This is a genomic window from Arthrobacter sp. zg-Y1219, from assembly GCF_030125545.1.
GTDB lineage: Bacteria > Actinomycetota > Actinomycetes > Actinomycetales > Micrococcaceae > Arthrobacter_B.
Window position 1 is genome coordinate 72,726 of the sequence record NZ_JASKLY010000016.1, and the last position, 22,532, is coordinate 95,257.

At 66.7% G+C, this 22,532-nt stretch carries 20 protein-coding genes and 1 pseudogene; 6 read left to right on the top strand and 15 right to left on the bottom strand.

Annotation, left to right across the window (positions count from 1 at the left end; all coding sequences use genetic code 11):
- Positions 1 to 9: 9 nt before the first annotated feature.
- Genes QNO00_RS13750 through QNO00_RS13760 form a run of 3 tightly spaced genes read left to right on the top strand, consistent with a single transcriptional unit; the run spans position 10 to position 4,588 of the window.
- A complete protein-coding gene (locus QNO00_RS13750) occupies positions 10 to 1,800 on the top strand; it encodes a dipeptide ABC transporter ATP-binding protein (protein WP_284024903.1) in 1,791 nt (596 codons plus the stop codon).
- Positions 1,797 to 3,194, top strand: a complete 1,398-nt coding sequence (locus QNO00_RS13755) for an acyl-CoA dehydrogenase family protein (RefSeq protein WP_284024904.1) — start codon at positions 1,797 to 1,799, stop codon at positions 3,192 to 3,194. Before QNO00_RS13750 ends, QNO00_RS13755 begins: the two co-directional genes overlap by 4 nt.
- Positions 3,194 to 4,588, top strand: coding sequence for an LLM class flavin-dependent oxidoreductase (locus QNO00_RS13760; protein ID WP_284024905.1), 1,395 nt, complete (start codon positions 3,194 to 3,196; stop codon positions 4,586 to 4,588). The genes QNO00_RS13755 and QNO00_RS13760 overlap by 1 nt, the downstream gene beginning before the upstream one ends.
- 139 nt (positions 4,589 to 4,727) lie before the next feature.
- Here QNO00_RS13760 and QNO00_RS13765 read toward each other — a convergent pair whose 3' ends face one another.
- Positions 4,728 to 5,936, bottom strand: coding sequence for an alpha-hydroxy acid oxidase (locus QNO00_RS13765; RefSeq protein ID WP_284024906.1), 1,209 nt, complete (start codon positions 5,934 to 5,936; stop codon positions 4,728 to 4,730).
- Positions 5,937 to 6,380: 444 nt separating this feature from the next.
- Between QNO00_RS13765 and QNO00_RS13770 the strand changes: the two genes are divergently transcribed.
- Together QNO00_RS13770 and QNO00_RS13775 are read left to right on the top strand one after the other, a co-directional pair.
- Complete coding sequence (locus tag QNO00_RS13770; protein ID WP_284024907.1) at positions 6,381 to 6,596, top strand: hypothetical protein; 216 nt, start codon at positions 6,381 to 6,383, stop codon at positions 6,594 to 6,596.
- A 238-nt stretch (positions 6,597 to 6,834) separates the two neighbouring features.
- Complete coding sequence (locus QNO00_RS13775; RefSeq protein WP_284024908.1) at positions 6,835 to 7,695, top strand: DUF4190 domain-containing protein; 861 nt, start codon at positions 6,835 to 6,837, stop codon at positions 7,693 to 7,695.
- A 120-nt stretch (positions 7,696 to 7,815) separates the two neighbouring features.
- Here QNO00_RS13775 and QNO00_RS13780 read toward each other — a convergent pair whose 3' ends face one another.
- The 8 genes from QNO00_RS13780 to QNO00_RS13815 form a co-directional block, all read right to left on the bottom strand.
- Entirely contained in the window at positions 7,816 to 9,939 is a 2,124-nt protein-coding gene (locus QNO00_RS13780; RefSeq protein ID WP_284024909.1) for an FAD-dependent oxidoreductase, read from the bottom strand.
- Positions 9,940 to 10,214: 275 nt separating this feature from the next.
- A complete protein-coding gene (locus QNO00_RS13785) occupies positions 10,215 to 10,793 on the bottom strand; it encodes a hypothetical protein (RefSeq protein ID WP_284024910.1) in 579 nt (192 codons plus the stop codon).
- Positions 10,794 to 10,810: 17 nt separating this feature from the next.
- Complete coding sequence (locus tag QNO00_RS13790) at positions 10,811 to 11,443, bottom strand: phosphatase PAP2 family protein (RefSeq protein ID WP_284024911.1); 633 nt, start codon at positions 11,441 to 11,443, stop codon at positions 10,811 to 10,813.
- Positions 11,444 to 11,492: 49 nt separating this feature from the next.
- The gene (locus tag QNO00_RS13795; RefSeq protein WP_284024912.1) at positions 11,493 to 11,909 is read right to left on the bottom strand and encodes a GlcG/HbpS family heme-binding protein; all 417 of its coding nucleotides are present in this window, start codon (positions 11,907 to 11,909) and stop codon (positions 11,493 to 11,495) included.
- A gap of 81 nt (positions 11,910 to 11,990) precedes the next feature.
- Positions 11,991 to 12,842: an ABC transporter ATP-binding protein gene (locus QNO00_RS13800; protein WP_284024913.1), complete on the bottom strand. Its 852-nt coding sequence runs from the start codon at positions 12,840 to 12,842 to the stop codon at positions 11,991 to 11,993.
- Positions 12,839 to 13,936: a FecCD family ABC transporter permease gene (locus QNO00_RS13805; protein WP_284024914.1), complete on the bottom strand. Its 1,098-nt coding sequence runs from the start codon at positions 13,934 to 13,936 to the stop codon at positions 12,839 to 12,841. Before QNO00_RS13805 ends, QNO00_RS13800 begins: the two co-directional genes overlap by 4 nt.
- Complete coding sequence (locus QNO00_RS13810; protein ID WP_284024915.1) at positions 13,933 to 15,024, bottom strand: FecCD family ABC transporter permease; 1,092 nt, start codon at positions 15,022 to 15,024, stop codon at positions 13,933 to 13,935. Before QNO00_RS13810 ends, QNO00_RS13805 begins: the two co-directional genes overlap by 4 nt.
- A gap of 32 nt (positions 15,025 to 15,056) precedes the next feature.
- Positions 15,057 to 16,079, bottom strand: a complete 1,023-nt coding sequence (locus tag QNO00_RS13815) for an iron-siderophore ABC transporter substrate-binding protein (RefSeq protein ID WP_284024916.1) — start codon at positions 16,077 to 16,079, stop codon at positions 15,057 to 15,059.
- 310 nt (positions 16,080 to 16,389) lie between these two features.
- Here QNO00_RS13815 and QNO00_RS13820 point away from each other — a divergent pair, with 310 nt between their 5' ends.
- On the top strand, positions 16,390 to 17,061 hold the full coding sequence (locus QNO00_RS13820; RefSeq protein WP_284024917.1) for a hypothetical protein: 672 nt from the start codon (positions 16,390 to 16,392) through the stop codon (positions 17,059 to 17,061).
- Positions 17,062 to 17,088: 27 nt separating this feature from the next.
- On the opposite strand, the gene QNO00_RS13825 is transcribed toward QNO00_RS13820, so the two are convergent.
- The 6 genes and pseudogenes from QNO00_RS13825 to QNO00_RS13850 all read right to left on the bottom strand — a co-directional run bounded on the left by QNO00_RS13825 (position 17,089) and on the right by QNO00_RS13850 (position 22,361).
- Positions 17,089 to 18,234, bottom strand: a complete 1,146-nt coding sequence (locus QNO00_RS13825; protein WP_284024918.1) for a YkvI family membrane protein — start codon at positions 18,232 to 18,234, stop codon at positions 17,089 to 17,091.
- A gap of 194 nt (positions 18,235 to 18,428) precedes the next feature.
- Complete coding sequence (locus QNO00_RS13830; protein ID WP_349643490.1) at positions 18,429 to 18,659, bottom strand: phosphatase PAP2 family protein; 231 nt, start codon at positions 18,657 to 18,659, stop codon at positions 18,429 to 18,431.
- 310 nt (positions 18,660 to 18,969) lie between these two features.
- Positions 18,970 to 19,227 carry a hypothetical protein gene (locus QNO00_RS13835; protein ID WP_284024920.1) on the bottom strand — a complete coding sequence of 86 codons (258 nt, stop codon included), beginning with the start codon at positions 19,225 to 19,227 and terminating at the stop codon, positions 18,970 to 18,972.
- Position 19,228: 1 nt separating this feature from the next.
- Positions 19,229 to 19,807: a hypothetical protein gene (locus tag QNO00_RS13840; protein ID WP_284024921.1), complete on the bottom strand. Its 579-nt coding sequence runs from the start codon at positions 19,805 to 19,807 to the stop codon at positions 19,229 to 19,231.
- A 570-nt stretch (positions 19,808 to 20,377) separates the two neighbouring features.
- Positions 20,378 to 20,587, bottom strand: a pseudogene (locus tag QNO00_RS17320) (arginine deiminase family protein); the annotation flags it as partial.
- A 325-nt stretch (positions 20,588 to 20,912) separates the two neighbouring features.
- The gene (locus tag QNO00_RS13850; RefSeq protein WP_284024922.1) at positions 20,913 to 22,361 is read right to left on the bottom strand and encodes a basic amino acid/polyamine antiporter; all 1,449 of its coding nucleotides are present in this window, start codon (positions 22,359 to 22,361) and stop codon (positions 20,913 to 20,915) included.
- Positions 22,362 to 22,532: the final 171 nt, after the last annotated feature.

Below are 22,532 nucleotides of genomic sequence, written 5' to 3' on the forward strand. Positions count from 1 at the left end.
GAACACCGCATGAGCACCAGCACCTCCTCCACAGCCACCGTGGCGCCGCCGCCGGAATCAGTTGTCCGTCCCGCATCAGTTGTCGGTCCCGCCGCCGGACCGCTTCTGCAGATCCGCGGCCTGACCATTAACTACGGCCGCACCACTTCCGGGCTCGGCCCCGCGGCCCCGCCTGCCGTTTCCGGCGTCGACCTTGAAGTGCGGCGCGGTGAAATCGTCGCGGTGGTCGGGGAATCCGGGTCCGGAAAATCCACCCTGGCGCACGCCATCATCGGGCTCCTTCCCGATACCGGCCGCATAACCGCCGGCAGCCTCACCTTCGACGGCGAGGACCTCACCGATCTCTCGGACCGCGGCTTCCGGCGGCTGCGCGGCCGGCGGATCGGCCTGGTTCCGCAGGACCCCGGAGCCTCACTGGATCCGGTGCAGACCATTGGCTCCCAGGTGTCCGAGATCTTCCGGCTGCATCCCGGCGCGGGGCAGACCGGGTCCGGGCTGCGCACCCGCGCCGAGCTGCGCCGCGAGGTCATCACCCTGCTGGAGCTGGTCGGCATCGACCGCCCGGAGGACCGCGTGCACCAGTATCCGCACGAGCTGTCCGGCGGCCTGAAGCAGCGGGTCCTGATCGCGATCGCCTTTGCGCTGCAGCCGGACCTGCTGATCGCCGACGAGCCGACGTCGGCCCTGGACGTGACCGTGCAGAGCCGGGTGCTGGAGGTCTTCGAACGGCTGGCCCGCACCTTCGGAACGGCCGTCATCTTCGTGACGCATGATCTGGCCGTCGCCACCGACTACGCCGCCCGCGTCGTCGTCATGAACGGCGGCCGCATCCGGGAGGACCGCCCCGTCCTGGACCTCCTGACCCGGCCGGAAGATCCGTACACCGCGCAGCTGCTCGAGAAGGCCTCCCCCGGGCGGCGCGACGGCGGACACCGGACGGGCGAGCCGCCGTCGTCGGCCTCCTCCCCGGAAGCGCCGTCGAGCATTCCGGCGGCCGTGCCTGCGCTGGAAGTCCGCGACCTGGTGAAGGTTTTTTCCCGCACCGGCGAGGAACGCCGGGCTGTGGACGGGGTGTCCTTTGCGGTCCGTCCGGGCACCACCTTCGCGCTGGTCGGTGAATCGGGCTCCGGCAAATCGACCACGGCCCGGCTGATCCTGCGGCTGCTGGACCCGACCGGCGGCACCGTCCGGGTTGCCGGCGGGGACGTCACCGGCCTGGCCGGCAGGGCGCGGCGCGAGCTGTGGCGCGGCCTGCAGCTGGTGTATCAGAATCCGGATACCGCCCTGGATCCGCGGCTGAGCGTCGCCGAGATCATCGGCGAACCGCTGCGCAATTACCGGGTGGGCACCAAGACCGAGCGGGCGGCGCGGATCGCCGAGCTGCTGGACCAGGTCCGGCTGCCCGAACGGGTGGGCCGGAGCCGGCCGAGGGAACTGTCCGGCGGCCAGCGGCAGCGGGTGGCCATCGCCCGCGCCCTGGTGCTGGGCGCCAAGACCCTGGTCCTGGACGAGGCGCTGAGCGCCCTGGACGTGCTGACCCAGGCGCAGGTCCTGGAGCTGCTGAAGTCGCTGCAGGATGACCTCGGACTGTCCTATCTGTTCATCTCCCATGACCTGCACGTGGTGGAACAAGTCTCCGACGACGTCGGGGTGATGCACCGCGGACGGCTCGTCGAAACCGGACCCACCGCCGCGATCTTCGCCGATCCCGCCAGCGAATACACCCGGCGGCTTCTTGCCGCCAATCCCGGACACCGGCTCCGGGATCTCGCCGCCTCCCGCTCGAAAGGAACCTCATGAGCCTCCCCACCGCCAGTCCAACCCAGGACGGCACCACCGACCGCACCGCCGCGAACCACAAACCCGCCGAGAACCGCCCCGCCCCGGACCGCCTCCCCGCCGACGGCGAGGCCCGGTACGCGGCCCTGGCCGTCCGGTTCCGTCCGGTCTTTGACCGCATTGCCGCCGGAGCCCTGGACCGCGAGCAGTCCCGGATCCTGCCGTTCGAGCAGGTCGGGTGGCTTCAGGACTCCGGCTTCACCGCGCTGCGTGTCCCGGCCGAACACGGCGGAGACCCGGTCAGCGCCGAGCACCTGTTCCGGCTGCTCATCGAACTGGCCGCGGCGGATTCCAATGTGGCGCATCTGCTGCGCTCCCACTTCGCGTTCGGCGAGACGGCCGCCCTGCAACCGGCGGCATTCCGGGACCTGTGGTTTCCGCGGATTCTCGCCGGGCAGATTTTCGGCAACGCCGCGACCGAACGCTCCGGCAACGTCCTGGGCACCACCGCCACCACGCTGCGGCAGCAGGACGGGCAGTGGCTGTTGAAGGGCGAAAAGTACTACACCACGGGCAGCATCTTCGCTGACTGGGTGGTGGTGATGGCCAGCACCGCCGGGGTGGAGGGACGGCAGTACGCCGTTGTGCCCGCCGACGCCCCGGAGGTGTGCATCGTCGATGACTGGGACGGTTTCGGCCAGCCGCTCACCGGCACCGGCACCGCGGTGTTCGACGACGTGCCGGTGGACGCCGGAAACATCCTGCAGCGCCAGGTCACCAGCACCCTGGAACCGGCGTTTTTCCAGCTCTTCCTGCTGGCGGTCCTGGCCGGCATCGGCCGGGCGGCGCTGCGCGATGCGACCGCCCTGGTGCAGGCCCGCACCCGCACCTTTAACACCGGGTCCGGTGAGCTGTTCCGCAACGATCCGCTGATTCAGGAACACGTTGGCCTGCTTGCCGCCAAGGTCTACGCCGCCGAAGCCGTCGTGACCGCCGCGGCTCGGGATCTGGACGCCGCAGCGGATCCTGCGTTGGCGCTATCAGCCGAGGAGGCGTTCCTGCGTGCGGAACTGGCCGTGCAGCAGGCCCACGTCATGGTGCCCGGCCTGGTGCTGGACGCGGCGAGCGCCCTCTTCGACGTCACCGGGGCCTCCGCCGTCAGCCGCGGCAAGGCCCTGGATCGGCACTGGCGCAATGCCCGCACGGTCGCCACCCACAACCCGAGCGCGTTCAAGGCCCGGTCCGTCGGCGACTACGTGGTCAACGGCACCATTCCCACCGGCCTGCACAGCATCGGCGACGCCCCGTCGCCGACCGCCGCGCCGTCGTCGTCGGCCGCCGCGCCGTCGTCGTCGGCCGCCGCGCCGTCCACGCCCTCGCCCGCCGCCCCTTCCACCTCCGGAGCTGTTTCCTGATGGCCACCTTCGCCGAACGCCCGCGGCTGCTCCTGAGCGCCTTCGCCATGAACACCACCAGCCACATCCTCGGCGGCCTGTGGCGTCATCCCGAGGCGCAGCAGCACCGCTTCAACGAGCTCGGGCTGTGGACCGATCTGGCGGCCCGGCTGGAAGCGGCAAAGTTCGACGCGCTGTTCCTGGCCGACGTCGTCGGGCTCTACGGCAATCACGACGGCGGCTGGGCCTCGCATGTGGAGCGCGGGCTGCAGGTGCCGGCGAATGATCCGCTGGTGCTGCAGTCGGCACTGGCGGCGCGGACCGAACACCTCGGCCTGGCGCTGACCAGCTCCGTGGTGCAGGCGCATCCCTTCCAGCTCGCCCGGCAGCTGTCCACCCTGGACCACCTCAGCGGCGGCAGGGTCGCCTGGAACATCGTGACCAGCGTGCTGGAGAACGCGCACCGGAACTTCGGCGGCGACGGGCTGGCCGAACATGACAGCCGCTATGACTGGGCCGATGAGTACCTGGAGGTTTGCTACAAACTCTGGGAGGGCTCCTGGGACGAGGGCGCCCTGCTGCAGGACAAGACCTCCGGGCTTCATGCCGATCCGGCGAAGGTGCACAAGATCCTGCACCGCGGCCCGCGCTACTCAGTGGACGGACCGCACCTGTCCGCGCCCTCTCCGCAGAGCACGCCGGTATTGTTCCAGGCCGGCAGCTCCGGACGCGGCCAGCAGTTCGCCGCCGCCAACGCCGAAGCGGTGTTCATCTTCGCACCGCACACCGCCTACGCGAAGAAAACCACCGACTCGGTCCGGGCGCTGGCCCGCGGCCTGGGCCGGCGCAACGAGGACATCAAGTTCTTCGCCGGGCTGTCCTTCGTCGTCGGCTCCACCGAGGCCGAGGTGAAGGCAAAGCAGGCGGAGTATGACGAGTATCTGGACCTCGATGCGATTGTCGCGCACATTGGCGGCGGGATCGGCGTCGACCTCGGCGGCCTGCCGCTGGATACCACGCTGGGCGATCTGCGGACCGACGGGGCGCGCGGCGTGCTGGAGGCGCTGTTCGCGTCGGTGCCCGGCGGCAATCCGACCATCGCCGATGTCGCCCGCTACCGCGCCTACAACCAGCAGATCGCCGGCACTCCGGAGCAGATCGTCGACCGGCTCGAAGACTGGCAGGACGCCGGCGTGGACGGCATCAACATCATCAACCAGATCCTGCCCGGCTCTTACACGGACTTTATCGACGGGGTGCTGCCGGAGCTGCGCCGCCGCGGCCTGGCCCAGACGGAGTACCGTCCCGGCACGCTGCGGGAGAAACTGTTCGACGGCGATGCCCGGCTGCCGTCCCGGCATCCGGGTGCGAAGTACCGCGGTGCGTTTTCGTCGGTGGAGCCGGCGGAGGTTTAGGCCGGTACTTCTGCTGCCACTTTGGGAATCTGCTGCCACTTTGGGAAATCCCTGCCGCTCTGCACTGGCAGGGATTTGCCAAACCGGTCGATTTTTACCAAGCCGGAGGGATTTGGGCGGCACCGGTCAGCGCCTGAGCCTAAACCCGCCGCACGTGCTCCGGCGTCAGCTCCGCAAGGCTGGTGACGCCGAGCAGCTGCATCACGGTCGTCATCTCGGTGCGCAGCAGCTCCAGAGTCCGCTCCGCGCCCTGCCGCCCGCCGGCCATCAGCCCGTACAAATAGGCGCGGCCGATCAGGGTGAAGTCGGCGCCCGCGGCGATGGCGGCCACAATGTCGCCGCCGGACATGATGCCCGAATCCAGGATGATCTCGGCATCGGGCCCGACGGCGACGCGGACGGCGGGCAGGATCCGCAGCGGCACGGGAGCCCGGTCCAGCTGCCGGCCGCCGTGGTTGGAGACCACAATCGCGTCGGCGCCGCGGGCGAAGACCTCGACGGCGTCGGCCGGGTTCTGGATGCCCTTGACGATGAGTTTGCCCGGCCAGGTTTCGCGCAGCCAGCCCAGGTCCTCCATGTTCAGGGATGGTTCAAACATGGTGTTCACGGTCTCGGCCAGGGACACCCGCTCCCCCTCGAAGTTCGCGAACCCCAGCGGTTTGGTGGTCAGGAAGTTGAACCACCACTCCGGCCGGTAGGAGGCGTCCAGGACGGTCTTCGGCGTCAGGGTGGGCGGCATGGTCATGCCGTTGCGGGTGTCGCGGAGCCGGGCGCCGGCCACCGGGGTGTCCACGGTGACGATCAGCGCGCCGTACCCGGCGGCCGCTGCACGGCTCACCAGTTCCCGGGACCGGCCGCGGTCCTTCCAGAGGTAGAGCTGGAACCATTTGGCGGCGTCGGGCACGGTCTCGGTGAGTTCCTCGATCGATGCCGTGCCCATGGTGGACAGCGAAAACGGAATGCCGAACGCTGCCGCTGCCTGCGCTCCCCCCACCTCGCCCTCGGAGTGCATCAGCCGGGTCAGGCCCGTGGGGGCGATGCCCACCGGCATCGCCGCTTCGGTGCCGGCGATCTTGGTGCTCAGGTCCACGCTTGTGACATCGCGCAGCACGTTCGGCACGAATTCGACGTCGTCGAACGCCGCCCGGTTCCGGCGCAGCGTCTGCTCGCCGAACGACCCGCCGTCCACATAATCGAAGGCCGCAGCGGGAATCCGCCGCTTGGCAATGTCCCGCAGTTCCCACACATTGGTGGCCTTCGCCAGCCGCGCCCGCCGGCGGTCGACGTCAAAGGGCTTGAACTGCACGAGGTTGCGGAGCTCGGAGTACTGGGGAATTCGGCGTTTCATGGCTGCTTTCTGGCTCGGTGTGACGCCAGTCTAGGACGGCCGGGACGCCGGGCAGCAGCGGGAAACCGTTCGTTACGGCAGCTAGCCCGCGGCCGGCGTCGGGCTGCCGCTCGTGACCTCAATGTCCGTGACCTCCCGCCATACGGGCCGCCGGCGGGTTTTCCTCAGTGGAGGTTTAGCTTCGCTCGCTGCGATGCTTGCACGGGCTGAGACGGGTAGTCACTGCGTCTGCCAGCTCGCCTCCGTCCCTGCGAAGCTGGTGAAGCTGGTGAAGCTATGGAGAGCCCCACGACCAAGGCCAAGAGCAGCGACACGTAATTAACGAGCGGGATCCAAAACAGCACCAGTGCAACGATTCCCAGGATCAGGCCTGCCAGAGCGAGGGCCTTAGCGTCGTTGGATTGCGGTTCCCACTCGGCCCATTCGACGGTCTCCGTGATGCGGGTGATCTTGACGTTGCGGTGGATCTTCACGCTGCTGCGTCTCGTGCAGCAGCGTCACGTTGCGGCCGCGCTCGGCGAGGAACTCGGCGAGCTCAAGACCCACCAGCGAACCGACGGCGAGGCCCGCTTGCGTGCCCCGGTCCTGGACGCCCGTGACCGGATCCTGGAAACCCTCACGTATCTGCGTTCCGGCTCTCTGCCAACATCGGGGTGCTGATGCGGATGGCCGCGGCCTGCACCCTTTACCTCCGCAACGCACCTGGTGGTCAGGTCTATCCGGGGGTCGCCTGCGTCGGTGCGGGTCCGCGAAGGTGCTGCCAGCACGCGGCGGACGAACACGAGACCTTGTCCGCGCCCGCGGACGCTCCTACTGTTGAACGACCGGATAACCGCCCCCACAGCTGTTCAGGGACTGATGTTTGCTCCTGCGGCGCCCGAACCCCTGCGAGGCAATTATGGGAACGCAGCCGAATGATCCGTTTCACGACTATGGGCAGGGATATCCGTCTCCGCCGCAAGGACCGCAATCCAACGATGGCAAGGGCCTCGCGCTGGCAGGCCTGATCCTGGGAATCATTGCACTGGTGCTGTTTTGGCTCCCGCTCATTAACTTCCTGTCGCTGCTCTTGGCCTTGGTGGGTCTGGGGCTCTCCATCGCTTCGCTGGTTATGGTCCGCCGAAGGGGTTCCGCCCAGGGCCTGTCCGTTGCTGCCGTGGTTGTCTCCGCAGTGGCGCTGGTCGCAGCTATACTTGCCACTGTTTTATGGAGCGCACTGTTCAACGCAGTGGACGAGGAAGTGGACACTCCTTTGTCCCCGGCCACCGCTCCCGCCACGGTCTCCCCAACCCCCGCCCCTGCGGATACCTCCACCGCCACTCCCACCCCAACTTCCGGTCAGGGACAGACGTCCGAGGCACCTGCCTTCCCGGGAGCAGAAGACAGCGATGCTGTCGGGCTGGCAGGTGAAGCCCTGGCTCTGGGCGACGTCACCGTCACCTCTACACCGCTGACTGACGGCGATTCGACGTTGAGGCCGACCTTGTGCACAACGGCAACTCTTCAGAACAATTCAGATGAAACTATCGATTTCAACATCTTTGATTGGAAGCTGCAGTCGCCGTCGGGGACTATTCGGAATTCGACAGCACTGGGAACTGACAACTCGTTGTCCAGCGGCGAGGTGGCGCCAGGAGGAACTGCCACCGGAGACGTCTGCTTCGACAATGATGCTGCTCAAACCGGACAATTTGTTGTCCTTTACGAACCCATCTTCTCCTTCTTCTCAGACAGGGGTGCGTGGATCAACGATCTGTAGGCACGCCCCGGGAATCCGGAACCGGGCAGGCATTGAGCGGTAATCCCCAGTTAGACAGAAGGCTGGGCGCCTCGTTCGACAAGAACGAAAGCGCCCAGCCCTTCTGTCTGCGGAACTCGCCTAGACCTCGGTGGTCACCTTCCACGAGGAGTGGATGGCGCCGTGGATGTAGTTGACCTCACCGGCGTCACCGACGACGTCGACGTCGAAGCCCGCGGCCCGCAGCTCGTCCGCCAGGGGTGCGGCCGCCGTCGTGCCGTCGGCGTAGACCACCATGGAGGCGGGTGCGGAGAAGCTCTGCTGGCTCTCGCCCTCCCCCTCGGTCCATTCCACGGTCTTCTCGGTGATGCGGGTGACCGAAACGTTGCGGTGGATCTGCACGCCGTGCGCCTTGGCGTCGCGCACCGCGGTCCAGCGGCGCGGCATAGCCAGCGGCAGGCCGAGCTGCTGCGTCTCGTGCAGCAGCGTCACCTTGCGTCCGCGCTCGGCGAGGAACTCGGAGAGCTCCAGGCCAACCAGGGATCCGCCGATCACCACCACATCCTTGCCCATCGGCAGCCAGGCTTTGGTGAACTGGCGGACGAATTCCGGGCTCTTGGTGACGCCGGAGAGGCGGCCGAGCTTGCCCAGGGTGCTCAGCACCGGGCCGGCCTCCTCGGCGGTCGCGGTGCCGAGCATCATGGCCCGCAGCGTGTCGCCGGTCTGCACGTTCGGCAGGTCGCCGCCGGGGAAGTCGGGCTTGGGCCGGACGGCACCGGTGGCGACGATTACCTGGTCCGGGTTCAGTGCGCGGATGGATTCCACGGTGGCCGGAGTGTTGAGCTTGACCGCGATGCGCAGGCGCTTGATCTCGGACTTGAACCACTTCAGCAGGCGTTCGTTGTCCGGGGTGGTCATGGTGGAGAACCACATGGTGCCGCCGAGGCGGTCCGACTTGTCCAGCACGGTGACCCGGTGGCCGCGTTCGGTCAGTACCCGGGCGCTCTCCAGGCCGGCCGGGCCGGCACCGACAACCACCACGTGCTTGGTCGAGGAGGCGGGCTTGAGCGGCAGCAGCGCCTCGTTGCCGAGGGCCGGGTTGACCGCGCAGAAGGGGGTGTCGTCGAAGAAATTTTCCGCCACGCACAGGTAGCAGTTGATGCAGGGGCGGACCTGGTCGAAGTTGCCGTCGCGGATCTTGTTCGGCAGCTCCGGGTCGGCCAGCAGCTGGCGTCCCATGGCGGCGAAGTCGATGTCTCCCGCGGCCAGCGCCTTTTCGGCGATTTCCGGCAGCATCCGGCCGACGGCGATGACCGGCACCGTGACGTGCTTCTTGATCTCGGCGGCGTTCTTCAGGTAGGCGCCGACCTTGTTGGGCAGCGGGCCGTCGGTGAAGTTGTCGAACGGGTTGCGGCCCCATCCGGTGACGTGGATGGCGTCGGCGCCGGCCTGCTCAAACAGCTTCGAGGCCTCGATGGCTTCCTCCAGGGTGAGGCCGCCTTCCTGCCCGTACTCTTCGCCGGAAATCCGGACCAGAATGGCCAGCTTCTCGCCGACGCGTTCCCGCACGGCGCGGATGACGTCGCACGCCAGCCGGGCGCGGTTGGTCAGCGGGCCGCCGTACTCGTCGGTGCGCTTGTTGTCGCGCTGGTTCAGGAACACCCCAAGGATGTAGCCGTGCGCAACGTGGATTTCGATCGCGTCGCAGTCGGCCTTGGCGACGCGTTCGGCGGCGTCGGCCCAGGTGGAGATCAGCGCGGAAATGTCCGCGGCCGTCATGTCGTGGTAGACAACCTGCTTGCCGGCGGTGGCGGCGCCCATCTTGCGCAGCTCGGCCGGAGTGCTGTCGGCCAGCGCCGACATGTCGTACTTGTAGTCCGGCTGGTTGGGGGCCAGCACCGGCCGGTCATTGGCGGTGTCGACGCGGGCTACCTTGCCGTGGTGCGTGGACTGGATGCAGATCTTGCTGCCGGCCGCGTGCACCGCGTCGGCGAGCGCCTTGAGGCCCGGAATGAACTTGTCTTCCGACAGGCCCGGCTCCTTCATCGACGCCGCGCCGTAGGGGAAATCAATGGCGCAGGCACCGGTAATGATCAGCCCGGCGCCGCCGGCGGCGCGGGCCACATAGTGATCGATCTCGGGCTGTTCAATCTCGCCGTGCGCGGAGACGTTCATGTCCATCGCGGGCAGGACGATCCGGTTGTGCGTTTCCATTGAACCGATGCGTCCCGGGGCCATCAGGTGAGGAAAAGTTTTGGTATTCACTCTCGTATATTAGCGCTTTTGTTTACGTTGTAAACGCGCGGTGGTGCGCTACTTGGACCCGGCGGCACGCGACCGACGACGTCGGCGCACGCGCACGTCGAGCGTCGCCGCACGCGTTCCCACCCTCTGTGACAGGTGTTGCCTCTTGTGGTCCCACCCGCCCCAGAAGTTCACGAACGGTGGGAACCTGTGCGCAGCGAAACCGCTCGGAAGAGCGATGCGTCCCAAACCGGGCCCCAGTTAGATAGTCGCTGCCGTTCCGGCAGTCCCCGGTGTCAGGTAAGTCCGAGAAAACAGCAGAAGGTAACCAGCCCGAGTGCTGCGCCGGACACGGCCTCCCACCAGGTGTGTTGGCGAAGGGTCACCCGGCTGAGCATCATCAGCGGCGGCAGGACCAGCAGCCATCCACAGGCGCCCCCGAACAGTTCCACCACCCACAGCACGGCGAACGTCAGCACCGACACATGGGCCGAAACGTCGAGCCAGCGGCGGAAGAACACCAGCCCCACGTTGCCGATCAGAAACGCTGCCACGGTCTCCGGAACCGGCGGCGCCACGGGAAGCAGGTAACTGACAACGACGCCGACAAGCATCAGGACAGCCACGATACTGACCCGCAGGCTGTCGGGAAGGCCGCGGCGCCGGAACAGCGGCTTGGTTCCCTTGTAGACCAGCCCCGGAACCCCGACGATGCCCGCCAGCAGGACGGTCACCCCCGCCGGACCCAGCCCGGCGGTGATCCCGGCGGTTACCACCACGGCGGCCAGCACCAGGGCCGGCGGCAGGAGCCGGGAGACCCAGCCCGACGCCGGCAACCGTGTGCCAGGCCTGCTCTCCGTTGTCTTAACTCGCATCACGGTCTTCACTCGCATCACGGCAGCAGCATCGCGGCGGCGAAGGCCAGGCATCCGGCCGCGTGCCCGGCCAGGACCTGGGTGGGTGTGTGGTCCCCGAGCTTGACCCGGGACCATCCCGTCACCGATGCCAGCAGCAGGACCAGGGCCGCGCCGAACGCGGGTATCGGCGCCAACAGGGACAGCCCGACGTAGGCGGCCACCGCTGAATGCACCGACAGCTTCCAGACCAGATTCGCCGCCAGGCACAGCATCATGCCAATGAACACCCCGCCAATTTCGCCGAAGAGGGCAGCCGGTGCGTCCAGGAGAAGCAGGATCAGTGCACCTATGCCCAGCGACACCGCCGAGGCGGCCAGGATCGGAGCCCGCTGGGTCCGCACCCCCACATGGTGGTCGGTGACGGATCCCCGCCGCTTCAGCCACAGGATTCCGGCAAAGGGCAGTCCCACGGTAAAGAGCGCTGCCACGATGCCCTGCCCCCAGATAACTCCGGGGCTGAGCAGCGGCTGCAGCAGCAGGAGGATGCCCACCAGGACGGCCGGGGCGGAGGTTTCGGTGACGATGCGCGCCAGCCGGGTCGACGCCGCGGAGGCCGCGGCGGACGTGCTGGGCGTGCTGGGTGCAGGGATCTGCGTGGTTTTCGGCATCAGACGATTCTACTGGGCCGCCGTCTGGCTCCCCTGCCGTTACCCGCCGTTACCGGACCAGCGCGGCCAGAGCAGCCTGTGCGCATTCCTCGTCCTGCTCCGGCAGTGCCCCGCTGACGCCCACTGCCCACAGCGGCTCGGCGGCCGGGTCGATCACGCCGCCCGGCAAAACGGTGGGCTGAAACGAAAGCTGTTCGGCAATCAGCGGAATCAGGCCGGGGAACCGTGAATCCAGGTCAGCGAGGGCGGCGGTGTCTTTCTTCATGGCCGCAGCCGTCCGGGCCTTGGCGCGGGCCACTCCGGGCGTAAACCACGAGGCGCCATCCCCCCGGACGGTCAGGAGCTCATGTCCGGAGGAGTCGGCAATGCTGACGCTTATGTTGACGCCGAGCTGCCGTGCCCTGTTCAGCGCGGCTTCCGCGAGGGCACTGGATTCGGCAAGGGTGGAAACACCTGACACGGACATACGTACGCTCCTTTGCGAGAGGCCGGCTGGGGCTGCGGCGTCCCTGCGATCCTAGCGGCGCGCAGGCTCCGCGGATGCAGGCTAGCGGCGCGCAGGCTCCGCGGATGCAGCTGCCTCCGCGGATGCAGATTCGGTGAGCACATGGTGCCGGCCCAGCGGCAGCATCAGCGGCTTGCCGGAGGAGGGATCCGTGATCACCATGTTCTCCATCCCGAACACGGTCCGCACGGTCTCCTCGGTCAGCACGTCCTCCGGACGGCCGGCGGCGTGCAGCTTCCCGTCGGCGACGGCCACCAGATAATCCGCGTACCGGGCGGCCAGGTTCAGGTCGTGCAGCACCATGACGATGGTGGTGCCGCGGGAGCGGTTCAGGTCGGTGAGCAGGTCCAGCACCTCGATCTGGTGGCTGACGTCCAGGAAGGTGGTCGGCTCGTCCAGCAGCAGCAGGTCGGTCTGCTGCGCCAGTGCCATGGCGATCCAGACCCGCTGCCGCTGCCCGCCGGAGAGTTCGTCCACGGCCCGGTCCGCCAGCTCGGCGGTGGCGGTGGCGTCGAGCGCTGCGGCGACGGCGGCGTCGTCGTCGGTGCTCCAGCGCGAGAAGATGCCCTGGTGCGGATGCCGGCCGCGGCCCACCAGGTCGGCGACCGTGATGCCTTCGGGCGCGATCGGTGACTGCGGCAGCAGCCCGAGCGTGCGGGCCAGCTGCTTGGCGGGAATCGAGTGCACCGCCTTGCCGTCGAGCAGCACGTGTCCGGCGCGCGGAGCGAGCAGCCGCGACATCGAGCGCAGCAGCGTGGACTTGCCGCAGGCGTTGGCGCCGATGATCGCGGTGACCTTGCCCGCCGGCACCACCAGGTCCAGGGAGTCGATGACCGTGCGGTCGCCGTAGCCCAGCGTGAGGTTTTCGATGTTCAGGGAATGGGAGGCGGTCACAGCGAGGCTCCTGCGCGGTTGACGCGGACAATGAGGTAAACGAGGAACGGGGCGCCGAGCACGCCGGTGATGATACCCACCGGCATCCGGGACCCGAACGCGTACTGGCCGCAGAAGTCGGCGACGAGCACCAGCAGCGCGCCCACCAGTCCGGCCGGCACCAGCAGCGACGGGCCGGGGCCGACCAGGCGGGCGGCGATCGGACCGGAGAGGAACGCGACAAAGGCAATCGGTCCGGCGGCCGCGGTGGCGAAGGAAATGAGTCCGACGGCGGCCACGATCACCACAATCCGGGTCAGCCCCACGCGCACGCCGAGCGCTGACGCGGCGTCGTCGCCCAGCCGGGTCACGGCCAGGTTCTTCGACTGGCCCAGCAGCACCGGCGTCAGCACCAGCATCGCGGCGAGCACCGGCAGCACCTGGTTCCAGGACGCACCGTTGAGGCTGCCGGTCAGCCAGCGCATCGCCTCCTGCAGCTCCCATTCCGGCGCCTGGTTCAGCACATACGCGGTGACCGAGTCCAGCATCGCGGCGATGCCGATGCCCACCAGGATCAGCCGGGTGTCGGCCACTCCCCTCTTATAGGACAGCGCGTAGACGGCCAGCGCCACCACCAGCCCGGAGACGATGGCGAACGTGGACACCGCGGCGCCGCCCAGCCCCAGCCCGACAATGGCGAACGCAGCGCCCGCGCCGGCGCCGGAGCTGATGCCGATGATGTCCGGGCTGGCCAGCGGATTGCGCAGCATGGTCTGGAACGCGACGCCGGCCAGGCCGAAGCAGGCGCCGGTCAGCACGGCGAGCACCGCGCGCGGCAGCCGCAGCCGGCCGACGGCGAAGGAGGCGCCGGGCACGTCGTGCCCGAGGATCACGTTGATTACGTCCGCCGGGGCGTAGAAGGTGCGCCCGGCCATCAGGCTCAGCGCGAAGACGGCCACGATGCCCACGGCCAGCAGGGTCACCACCAGCCGGTAGCGGCGGGTGGCGCCATGGCGGACGCGGGCGACGGCGGCGCGGGTGGTTTCGGCGCCGGCGCCGGCCGCCGTCGTCGTCTTCTTTCCAACGGATGCTGTGGAGGACAGTCCAGTGCTCACAGGGCACGCACCTTCTGTCGGCGGACGATGTAGATGAAGAATGGGGCGCCGATCAGCGCGGTGATGATGCCGACGTCGATCTCCGCCGGCCGGGCGATGATCCGGCCGAGGACATCGGCGGCGGTCACCAGGGCGGCGCCGGCGACGGCGGAAAAGGGCAGGAGCCAGCGGTGGTCGACGCCGACCAGCAGGCGGCAGGCATGCGGCACCACCAGGCCGACGAAGGCGATGGGTCCGGTGACGGCGGTGGACGCGCCGCAGAGGATGACGGCGCCGAGCGAGGCGGAGCCGCGGGCCAGGGCCACGCGTTCGCCCAGTCCGGCGGCGAGTTCGTCGCCGAGGGCCAGCGAGTTCAGGCCGCGGGCGGAGAGCAGGCAGATGCCGAAGCCGACCAGCAGGAAGGGCAGGATCTGCCCGATGCTTTCGTACGAGCCGCCGCCCACGCCGCCGATCTGCCAGGAGCGCACTCCCCCGGCCAGGTCGTTGCGCGGCAGCACGATGGCGCTGACGAAGGACGCCAGCGCGGCGGAGGTGGCGGCGCCGGCCAGCGCGAGCTTCAGCGGGGTCGCCGCGCCGCGGCCCAGCGAGCCGACGGTGTAGACGAAGCCGGCGGTGAGTGCGGCGCCGGCAATGGCAAGCCAGATATAGCTGGAGCCGGCGGCCAGGCCGAAGAACGCCATGCCCGCGACGATGGCGAGCGAGGCTCCCATGTTGATGCCGAGGATGCCGGGGTCGGCCAGCGGATTGCGGGTCACGCCCTGCATCACGGCGCCGGAGATGCCCAGTGCGGCACCGGCGACGACGGCGAGCAGGGTGCGCGGAATCCGCTTGGCGACCGCTGCCTCGTCAAAGCCCTCGGCGGAGCCGCCCAGGGCGGCCAGAATGTCGTTCCAGCCGACGTCGCGCGCTCCGACGGTGACCGAGGCCAGCATCAGGGCGGCGAGCACGGCCAGGGAAATCAGGAGCCAGAGCGCACGAAGACGCCCCGGGCGCCGCCTTGCAGTGGTGTCGTCCACTGCGGCGGTTCCCGGGGCTTCTTCGGCCGAAGCCCCGGCGGGTGCCGGGGCTGCGGTGTGATGCGGTGTCACTGGATTATTCGGTGTCACTGGGTGGTGCTGTGTCACTTCGCTTTGGTGGCTGCGTCGGAGATCAGGGACAGGTAGTCGTCCAGGACCCAGGAGATGGCCAGCGGTGTCGGGTTCGCGGCGGTGCCCAGCGGCTTGTCGCCCGGCAGGCTGACGATGGCGCCTTTGGCGACGGCAGGCATCTGCGAGAGCAGCGGATCGCCTTCCAGCGCGGTGACGAGTTCTTCGCCGCCGTAGGTGACGATGATGTCGACGTCGCTGAACGCGTCGGCCTGCTCGGCGCTCTGCGTCAGGGAGAACTTGTCGGTGGCGTCGGAGGCGGTCTTGACGCTGTCGGCCACGTCCATGCCCAGGTCCTCGAAGAACATGGTGCGGGTGTCGTGCGTGGTGTAGAAGCTGACCTCGCTGAGGTCGGTGGGGTCAACGTGGGTCAGGAACATGGCGTTCTTGCCCTCGAGCGCCGGGTACTTGGCGGCGGCGTCGGACATTTCGGTTTCGAGGCCGGCGATCAGGTCCTTGGCTTCCTGCTCCATGCCGAGGCCTTCGGCGTTCATCTCGATCATTTCGCGCCAGGACGTGCCCCACGCGGTTTCCGGATAGGCGACAACGGGAGCGATTTCGCTCAGGGTGTCGTAGTCCTCCTGGGTCAGGCCGGAATAAGCGGCGAGGATGACGTCGGGCTTCGTTTCGGCAACGGCTTCGAAGTCGATGCCGTCGTTCTCGTCGAAGAGCACCGGCGCTTCGCCGCCGAGTTCCTCAAGCTTCTCCTCGACCCACGGCAGGATGCCGTCGCCGTCGTCGTCGCCGAAGTTCGCGGCTGCCATGCCCACCGGGACGATGCCCAGGGCCAGCGGCACTTCGTGGTTGGCCCAGTTGACCGTGGCCACGCGCTCGGGCTTGGTTTCGATGGTGGTGGTGCCCAGGGCATGCTCGATGGTGATCGGTGCAAAGGCGGCGGCAGTGGCTTCGTCGCCGCTGGCCTCCGTGGAGGAGCAGGCTGCCAGGCCGGTGGTGAGCAACGCTGCTGCACAAACGGCGGTGATTCGTGTAAGGCGCAAGGTGGTATTCCTTCGTCAAAGTGGGGAGCAACCCGGCGGATCACCGAAGCGCGCCGGGGGCATCGCACTGGTTTTAGGGTCGCCTAACTCCCTAAGAGTAAGGGATGCCTAACCATACGTGGGGCAGTTGAGAAAAATGTGACGCGGAGTGTCGCGGCTCCCGGATCGGCCAACGCGCGCCTGGCGCCGGAGCCGCGGGTTGCCGGCATCGTGCGTGGGCCGAAAAATCGTCAGACAACGAAAACTACGGTATATTCCCGCGGGGTAAATGCCCCAAAAACTTACGGCCAGAGACTAAAGCGGGAACACGATGTCCACGTTGGATCACATGAAAACGCCTGAAGCCAACTTTGACCCTTACAAGCGGGGTGAACCGGTGAAAAAGGCCGGCCGGGCGTGGCTTAAATATCTGCGCCTCATCGTTGAGGCGGTCCTTGTTCTCACCATCGTTTTCCTGCTCACCAATGGTGATGCTGGAGCGGATTCCGTTTCCGATCCTGCAGAGGGCAGTTCAGCGCGGCAGGAAGCGTCGGAAGAGTCGAAGCCGGACCCCCAGGCATCGCCGGCCTATCCCGGCGCGGAAGCCAGCGATGTGGTGGCGCAGGGCGGTGAGTCCCTGGAGCTGGACGGCGTGACAATCACCGCCACCGCGCTGAGTGAGGGCGACTCCTCTCCCGGCTCTTACCCGACCCTTTGTGCAAGCGTCACAATGGAGAATAATTCAGGCGCCACGGCCGAATTCGACTCTTTCGACTGGAATCTCCAGACGCCCACGGGAGTGATTGACTACAGCAGCCATTACGGCAGCGACAGTTTGCTGCGAACCGGAAAAATCGCCTCGGGAGGCACCGCCAGCGGCGACGTGTGTTTCACGCACGACTCACCGGAAGCGGGAGATTACTTAGTGCTTTACACGCCCAGCCCCACAGCGCCGGACTATGAAGAGCCCGAGGGACGCGGCGTCTGGGTCAACAACCGGTAAGGCCTTTTTCCGCCTCGGCCGCTAGTCTTACGCCGAGTCAGGTAGCTGCTCGAACCCAACAGCGTAGACGTCAGTCCCCTGCTTCCGGGCCCGAATGTTTCGGATCTGCCGAATGACAATGCACCCCACCAGAAACAGTGCCAGGTAACCGGCAACCGGGTACAGGACGTTGACGAGTTCCGCGAACGGCATCTGCGCCAACAGCACCGCAAGCACCGTGGCAATGAGGGCGAACAGCTTTGCCCGGTTGCTCCTGTCGTTTGTCTCGATCCGGTTGATCGCCGTCCACAGCAGCGGAACGGCGGTGGTGTAAATGCCTGCGAAGAGGACCACAGAGAAGATGCTGCCCGCGCCGGAAAAAATCTGGTTGGCAATCCACAGCATGGGGATCTGCTTGTCATAGACATCGCCGATGTTCGCAAGCAGCCCGAAAGCCACCACGGCAACCGCCGCCACAAACGTCATGGCGCCGGCCAGTCCGGCGGTGACGGCTTCCCTGTCATTGCGGACTCGTGCGCTCAGGCTTGCAAGGAACGGGACCAGCATCAGGATCCCCAGTCCCGGGTAGTTGAATCCCGACACGGCCCAGTTCGGGGCCGCCTGCAGAACGTCGATGGTGGGGAGGGTATCCGCTGATGCCGCGATGCCCTGCGGGCTCCTGACGATACCGATGATGCCGACGACGAGGCACAGGACGACGATGACGGGACCGAGTTTGGACACAATGCCCACCAGGCCATCAAGCCCCATCATCACGGTCAGCAGCACTGCAACTGCCATTGCAAGGATTCCCACCTGGCTGTTCCAGCCCAAGTGCTCGTTGAGGGCAGCACCGGCTCCGGAGAGCATGACCCCGAACAGGCAGAAGAAGAACAAGGGCGTAAAAATGCCGAAGAATTTGCCGATGTACTTTCCGCAGTAATATTCGAAAATCGCATTTCCGGATTTCAACCGGAGGTTGTGGCCATCGCGGAGAACCACCGCCGTGATGTAGGAATAAAGGCAAAAACTAATCACCAGGGCACCGGCTGCACCGACCGCACCGAAGGACGCGAAGTACTGCAGTGCCTCCTGGCCTGTGGCGAAACCGGAGCCGATCAGGTAGGCAAGGATTGCCCCCATCATGGTGATGACCGTGCCGGCCCGAACTCTTGTGGATGTCGTCTGAGTCATTCGTCCACATTATGACAAGCGTCACGGTGCCCCGCGTGGCTTCGGGTGTCAGGGCATCCGGATTCGGCGGGTTTGTATTTCGCTCAAACTTCTGTTAATTGGAGCGGCCTATTAAAAGCAAATTGCAGGGGCGGAAATCGTTAAGGGTTTGTAACATGACTTATGGTTGCAAGAAACGCTTTCCGGACTGCGGATCAGGGCAGCAGCAGGGCAGCGGCAAAGGTCAGACACCCGGCGATGTGTCCCGCCAGGACCTGTGTGGGGGTGTGGTCGCCAAGCTTCACCCGCGACCAGCCCGTAGCCGAGGCCAGCAGCAGAGCAAGGGCCACGCCGACCGCCGGAACGGCGCCAGCAGGGCCAGACCCACATAGGCGGCGACGGCGGAATGCACCGAGAGCTTCCACACCAGGTTCGCCGCGAGGCACAGCATCATGCCGATGAAGACGCCGCCGATTTCTCCGAACATTGCGGCCGGGCGTCCAGCAGCACCAGGAGCAGCGCGCCGATGCCTAACGACACTGCGGACGCGGCCAGGATCGGAGCGCGCTGAGTCCGTACGCCCACGTGATGGTCGGTCCCCCTGCCCCGCCGCTTCAGCGCGATACGGGAGGCTGCAGGGTTTCGGGCATCCGTCGATTCTACTGGGAGGGCCCGCGCCTACGGCAGGATCAGTTTCCGCGGCTTGCCGACGACGAATCGGCAGCTCGGGAGGTATGGCCCTAGGCGCGGGATGTCCTAGACGTAGGTAGTCGTGGTTCTGATGTACTGCTTCCTGCGGCGCGGGGAAATAACGAGGTGACGCGTCAGCCGGAAAACTGGGCCGGTGACGGCGACGGGCCGGTCATTCAGCCAGTCCCAGAGAAGCCTCCCGCCTGCGATGGCCAGGTCAATCATGGCGGCGTAAATGGCGAGCCACCACATTACGAAAATGTAGTAGGCGACCCGTGCCAGCGTTACTCGGCCTCGGGATTCGGTCGTGGTGATGGTCTGCATTCTAGTTCACTCCGATGGCGATATCGACGGAGATAACCTCATCGTCCAGGGCGTAGCGGGCGTCCTTGCGGACGGGCCACGCTGCGGAGGTATCCTCCGTGGTGTCCTCGTTTGCCGCCTGTACGCTGCCGTTGCTGAGGAGCATCCAAACACCGCGTTCGGTGGTGCCGAACGGGGATTCGACTTCCAGGCCAACGACGGTGCCTTCGGCGTGATCAGCGGCTGCAGAGTCGAGCACGACGTAACCTTCGCCGTCGTCGGGGAAGCCGCTCAGAATGGTTTCGATATCGGCGGGGTCCGCATCGTCGGCGACCTGCACGGCGGCCTCTTCCGCGGGGGCGGGGGCCTCTTCCGCGTTGACGGGGGCCTGCTCCACGGGGGCGGGGGCCTGCGTGGGGTCCTCTTCCGCGGGGGCGGAGGATTCAGTTGCAGGGGCATGGGCTTCCGTGGTGGCAGCGGGTGACGGTACCGCCGTCACGGGAGCGGGCGCCTCTTCGGTGGTGTCCATTGCGTTGCCAACGCCGCCAATGACGGCCAGAGCTGCAATGGTGATGATTACCTTCTTCTTGTTTAGTGCCACTTGGCTTACTCCCTTTCGAGGACTGACGTAAGCCTCTCCGCCGTCGGTATACGGCGTTGATCTTGTAAGAGGACTTTTCGCCATCCGGACAGTGAGTCACCGCTCCTGCATGTTCGTCGACGGAGATAATCGGCCCTCTACCGAGGGTCCTAACCGCGCCCAGATTCCTATCTCTTCATCGCCTCCGGGCAGCCGGCAACGCATCGAAACCCTGTAAGAGTCCGGATAGATCCGGGGCCAAGGGTGCTGGGCGTTGCGGCCCCCCCTCCGCAGGGATGGGTTCCGTTTCGTCGTCTCCGTAGCGGGCGCTGTTGCGGTTGGCTCGGGCGTTTGCGCAACCTCGTCGATTCCGGTACGTGGGGCGCTTTCTGATTCATCCGTCAATCCCCACCCCGCCAGCAACGAGGACAGCGCCGATAACGAGCGCGACCGTTTCGCGTCGCACAATTCCATACTAGGGCGGATCATCAGGTCGCTGAAGGGCTCTGTTGGGAGGATCACAGGCTGAGGATGGCCGGCGATTCCAGAGCATCGTACGTGACCATCGGCAGCGCAACCTTCACGGCCAGATCACTCGATGCCATCCCGGATGATCGGGCAAGTCATGCAGTGCCCGCCGCCGCGGCCGCGGCCGAGCTCGGCCCCGACAATCGGGATGACCTCGACGCCGGCGTTCCGCAGCGCCGCATTGGTCTGGGTGTTGCGGTCATAGGTGAACACCACGCCGGGCTCCAGCGCGACGGCGTTGTTCGCGGTGTCCCACTGCTGGCGTTCGGAGTCCGGATGGAACAGATGGATGGCCTGCATCAGCAGGATTACGTCGTGCCGGGCCGGCCAGTAGAAGATTCATAGCGGCGGCAGCAGGTACCCGGGTCGGGCCCAGCAGGTCGTAAAGTTCGACGACGTCGACGCCGCGGCTGGTCATCGTGGCGACGAAGTCCGCGTGGTCGCGCTGGGCGATCCACCCACATGACGTCGTCGAACAGCAGGTCTTCACGGTTGGTCGGCGTGAGCCGTTCGTGGGTCAGGCCCGGGGCACAGACCAGAACCTTGCGCAGCTTGCCCACCTCCGGGTGCATACCGCAGGACGCGGCATGCCGTCTGCTCAGAGCGCTATCCAGCCCCGAGTCAGGGCGAGCACACCTGCAACGGCTCCTGCCAATGTAATGAGGAAAAGGAACAGCTCCCCTCCCCGGAAGACGCGCTGCCCTTGTTCACGGCGCGCGATCACAAACAGGACGGTGGCGGGGGCGTAGAAGATCATCGAAAGCAGCACCAGAGGCAGCCCGGCGGCATAGACCAGGAACACTGAATAAATGGTGGCAATGGCGGCAATGGTCAGGTCGCCCCGCCGGATGCGGCTCGGGGCTCCTTCATACGTTTCCCCGCTCCAGCCGAGCTTGAGGGCGTAGAGGGCTGCGAAAAGGAGGGAAAACAACGTCAGGACTGCGGTCATGTCCAGTGCGAAGTCGAAGGCGTCCTCGGAGAAGTAGGTGATGACCATTACCAGCTGGCTGAGCAGGGTGCTCAGCAGCAGGGCGTTGACCGGGACATCGTCATCGCTGACCCGGGACAGGAACCGCGGCATGTCCTTCTCCGTAGCCGCCACGTACAGGACCTCCGCTGCCATCAGGCTCCAGGCCAGATAGGCACCCATCACCGAAATGATCAGGCCTGCGCTGACGAACACCAACCCCCAGGTCCCCACTCCCGATTCCAGGACACCCGCCATGGATGGTTGGCGCAGCTCGGCGAGCTGTTCCATCGGCAGGACCCCGTAGGAAACGATCGTGACCGAGGCAAAGATGGCAAAGACGCTCAGAAAGCCGAGGATAGTGGCCCGGCCAACGTCCTCCCGCCGTCGGGCATGGCGCGAATACACGCTGGCACCTTCAACACCGAGGAAAACGAACACCGTCACCAGCATCGTGTTGCTGACCTGCTCGAACAGCGGCCCCGTATAGTCCGCCCCGGTAAGGTTTCCCGCGAAGACAGCGGGGTCGAACAGGAAGACAGCAAACAGCACGAAGACCAGGATGGGAACAACCTTGGCGATCGTGACTATCCGGTTAATGGCCGTGGCTTCTTTGATGCCGCGCCTGATCAGGAAGAAGAATCCCCACAGCCCGGCTGAGGACAGCACGACGGCGAGGAGGGTGTCCCCTGCGCCCAACTGCGGAAACAGGGCTCCCAGCGTGGACATGGTGAGCACCCAGTAGGTGACGTTTCCCACGCAGGCGCTGGCCCAGTAACCCGCTGCGGAGAAGAACCCCACGTAATTTCCGAAGCCGGCCTTGGCGTAGGAGAAGATCCCCGCATCAAGCGCCGGCTTGCGCATGGACAGCCGCTGGAAGACGAAGGCCAGCATCAGCATGCCCGAACCCGCAATCAGCCAGGCGACCAGCGCACCCCACACCCCGGTTTCCTCGGCGAAGCGCTGGGGCAGGGAAAACACCCCGGCCCCGACCATGGACCCGACCACCACAGTGGTGAGGGTCAGCAGGGAGAGTTTGGCCGCTAGGGCCTTCTCCCCTGAAGCAGGCGGATTAGACATAGTTTCTTTCCAATCGGGGGTGGCGGCCGCTGAGGCAACACCGGTTAGACAACAGGAGGGCGGATCGCTTCCTGCGGGGGATCCTCCGTCAGCAGCTCACCATTATCTTCTCAGAAGGAGACTGCGGGGTCCGAATCAGCGGCCACCGCCTCGACGGTCAAATGCCAGCCG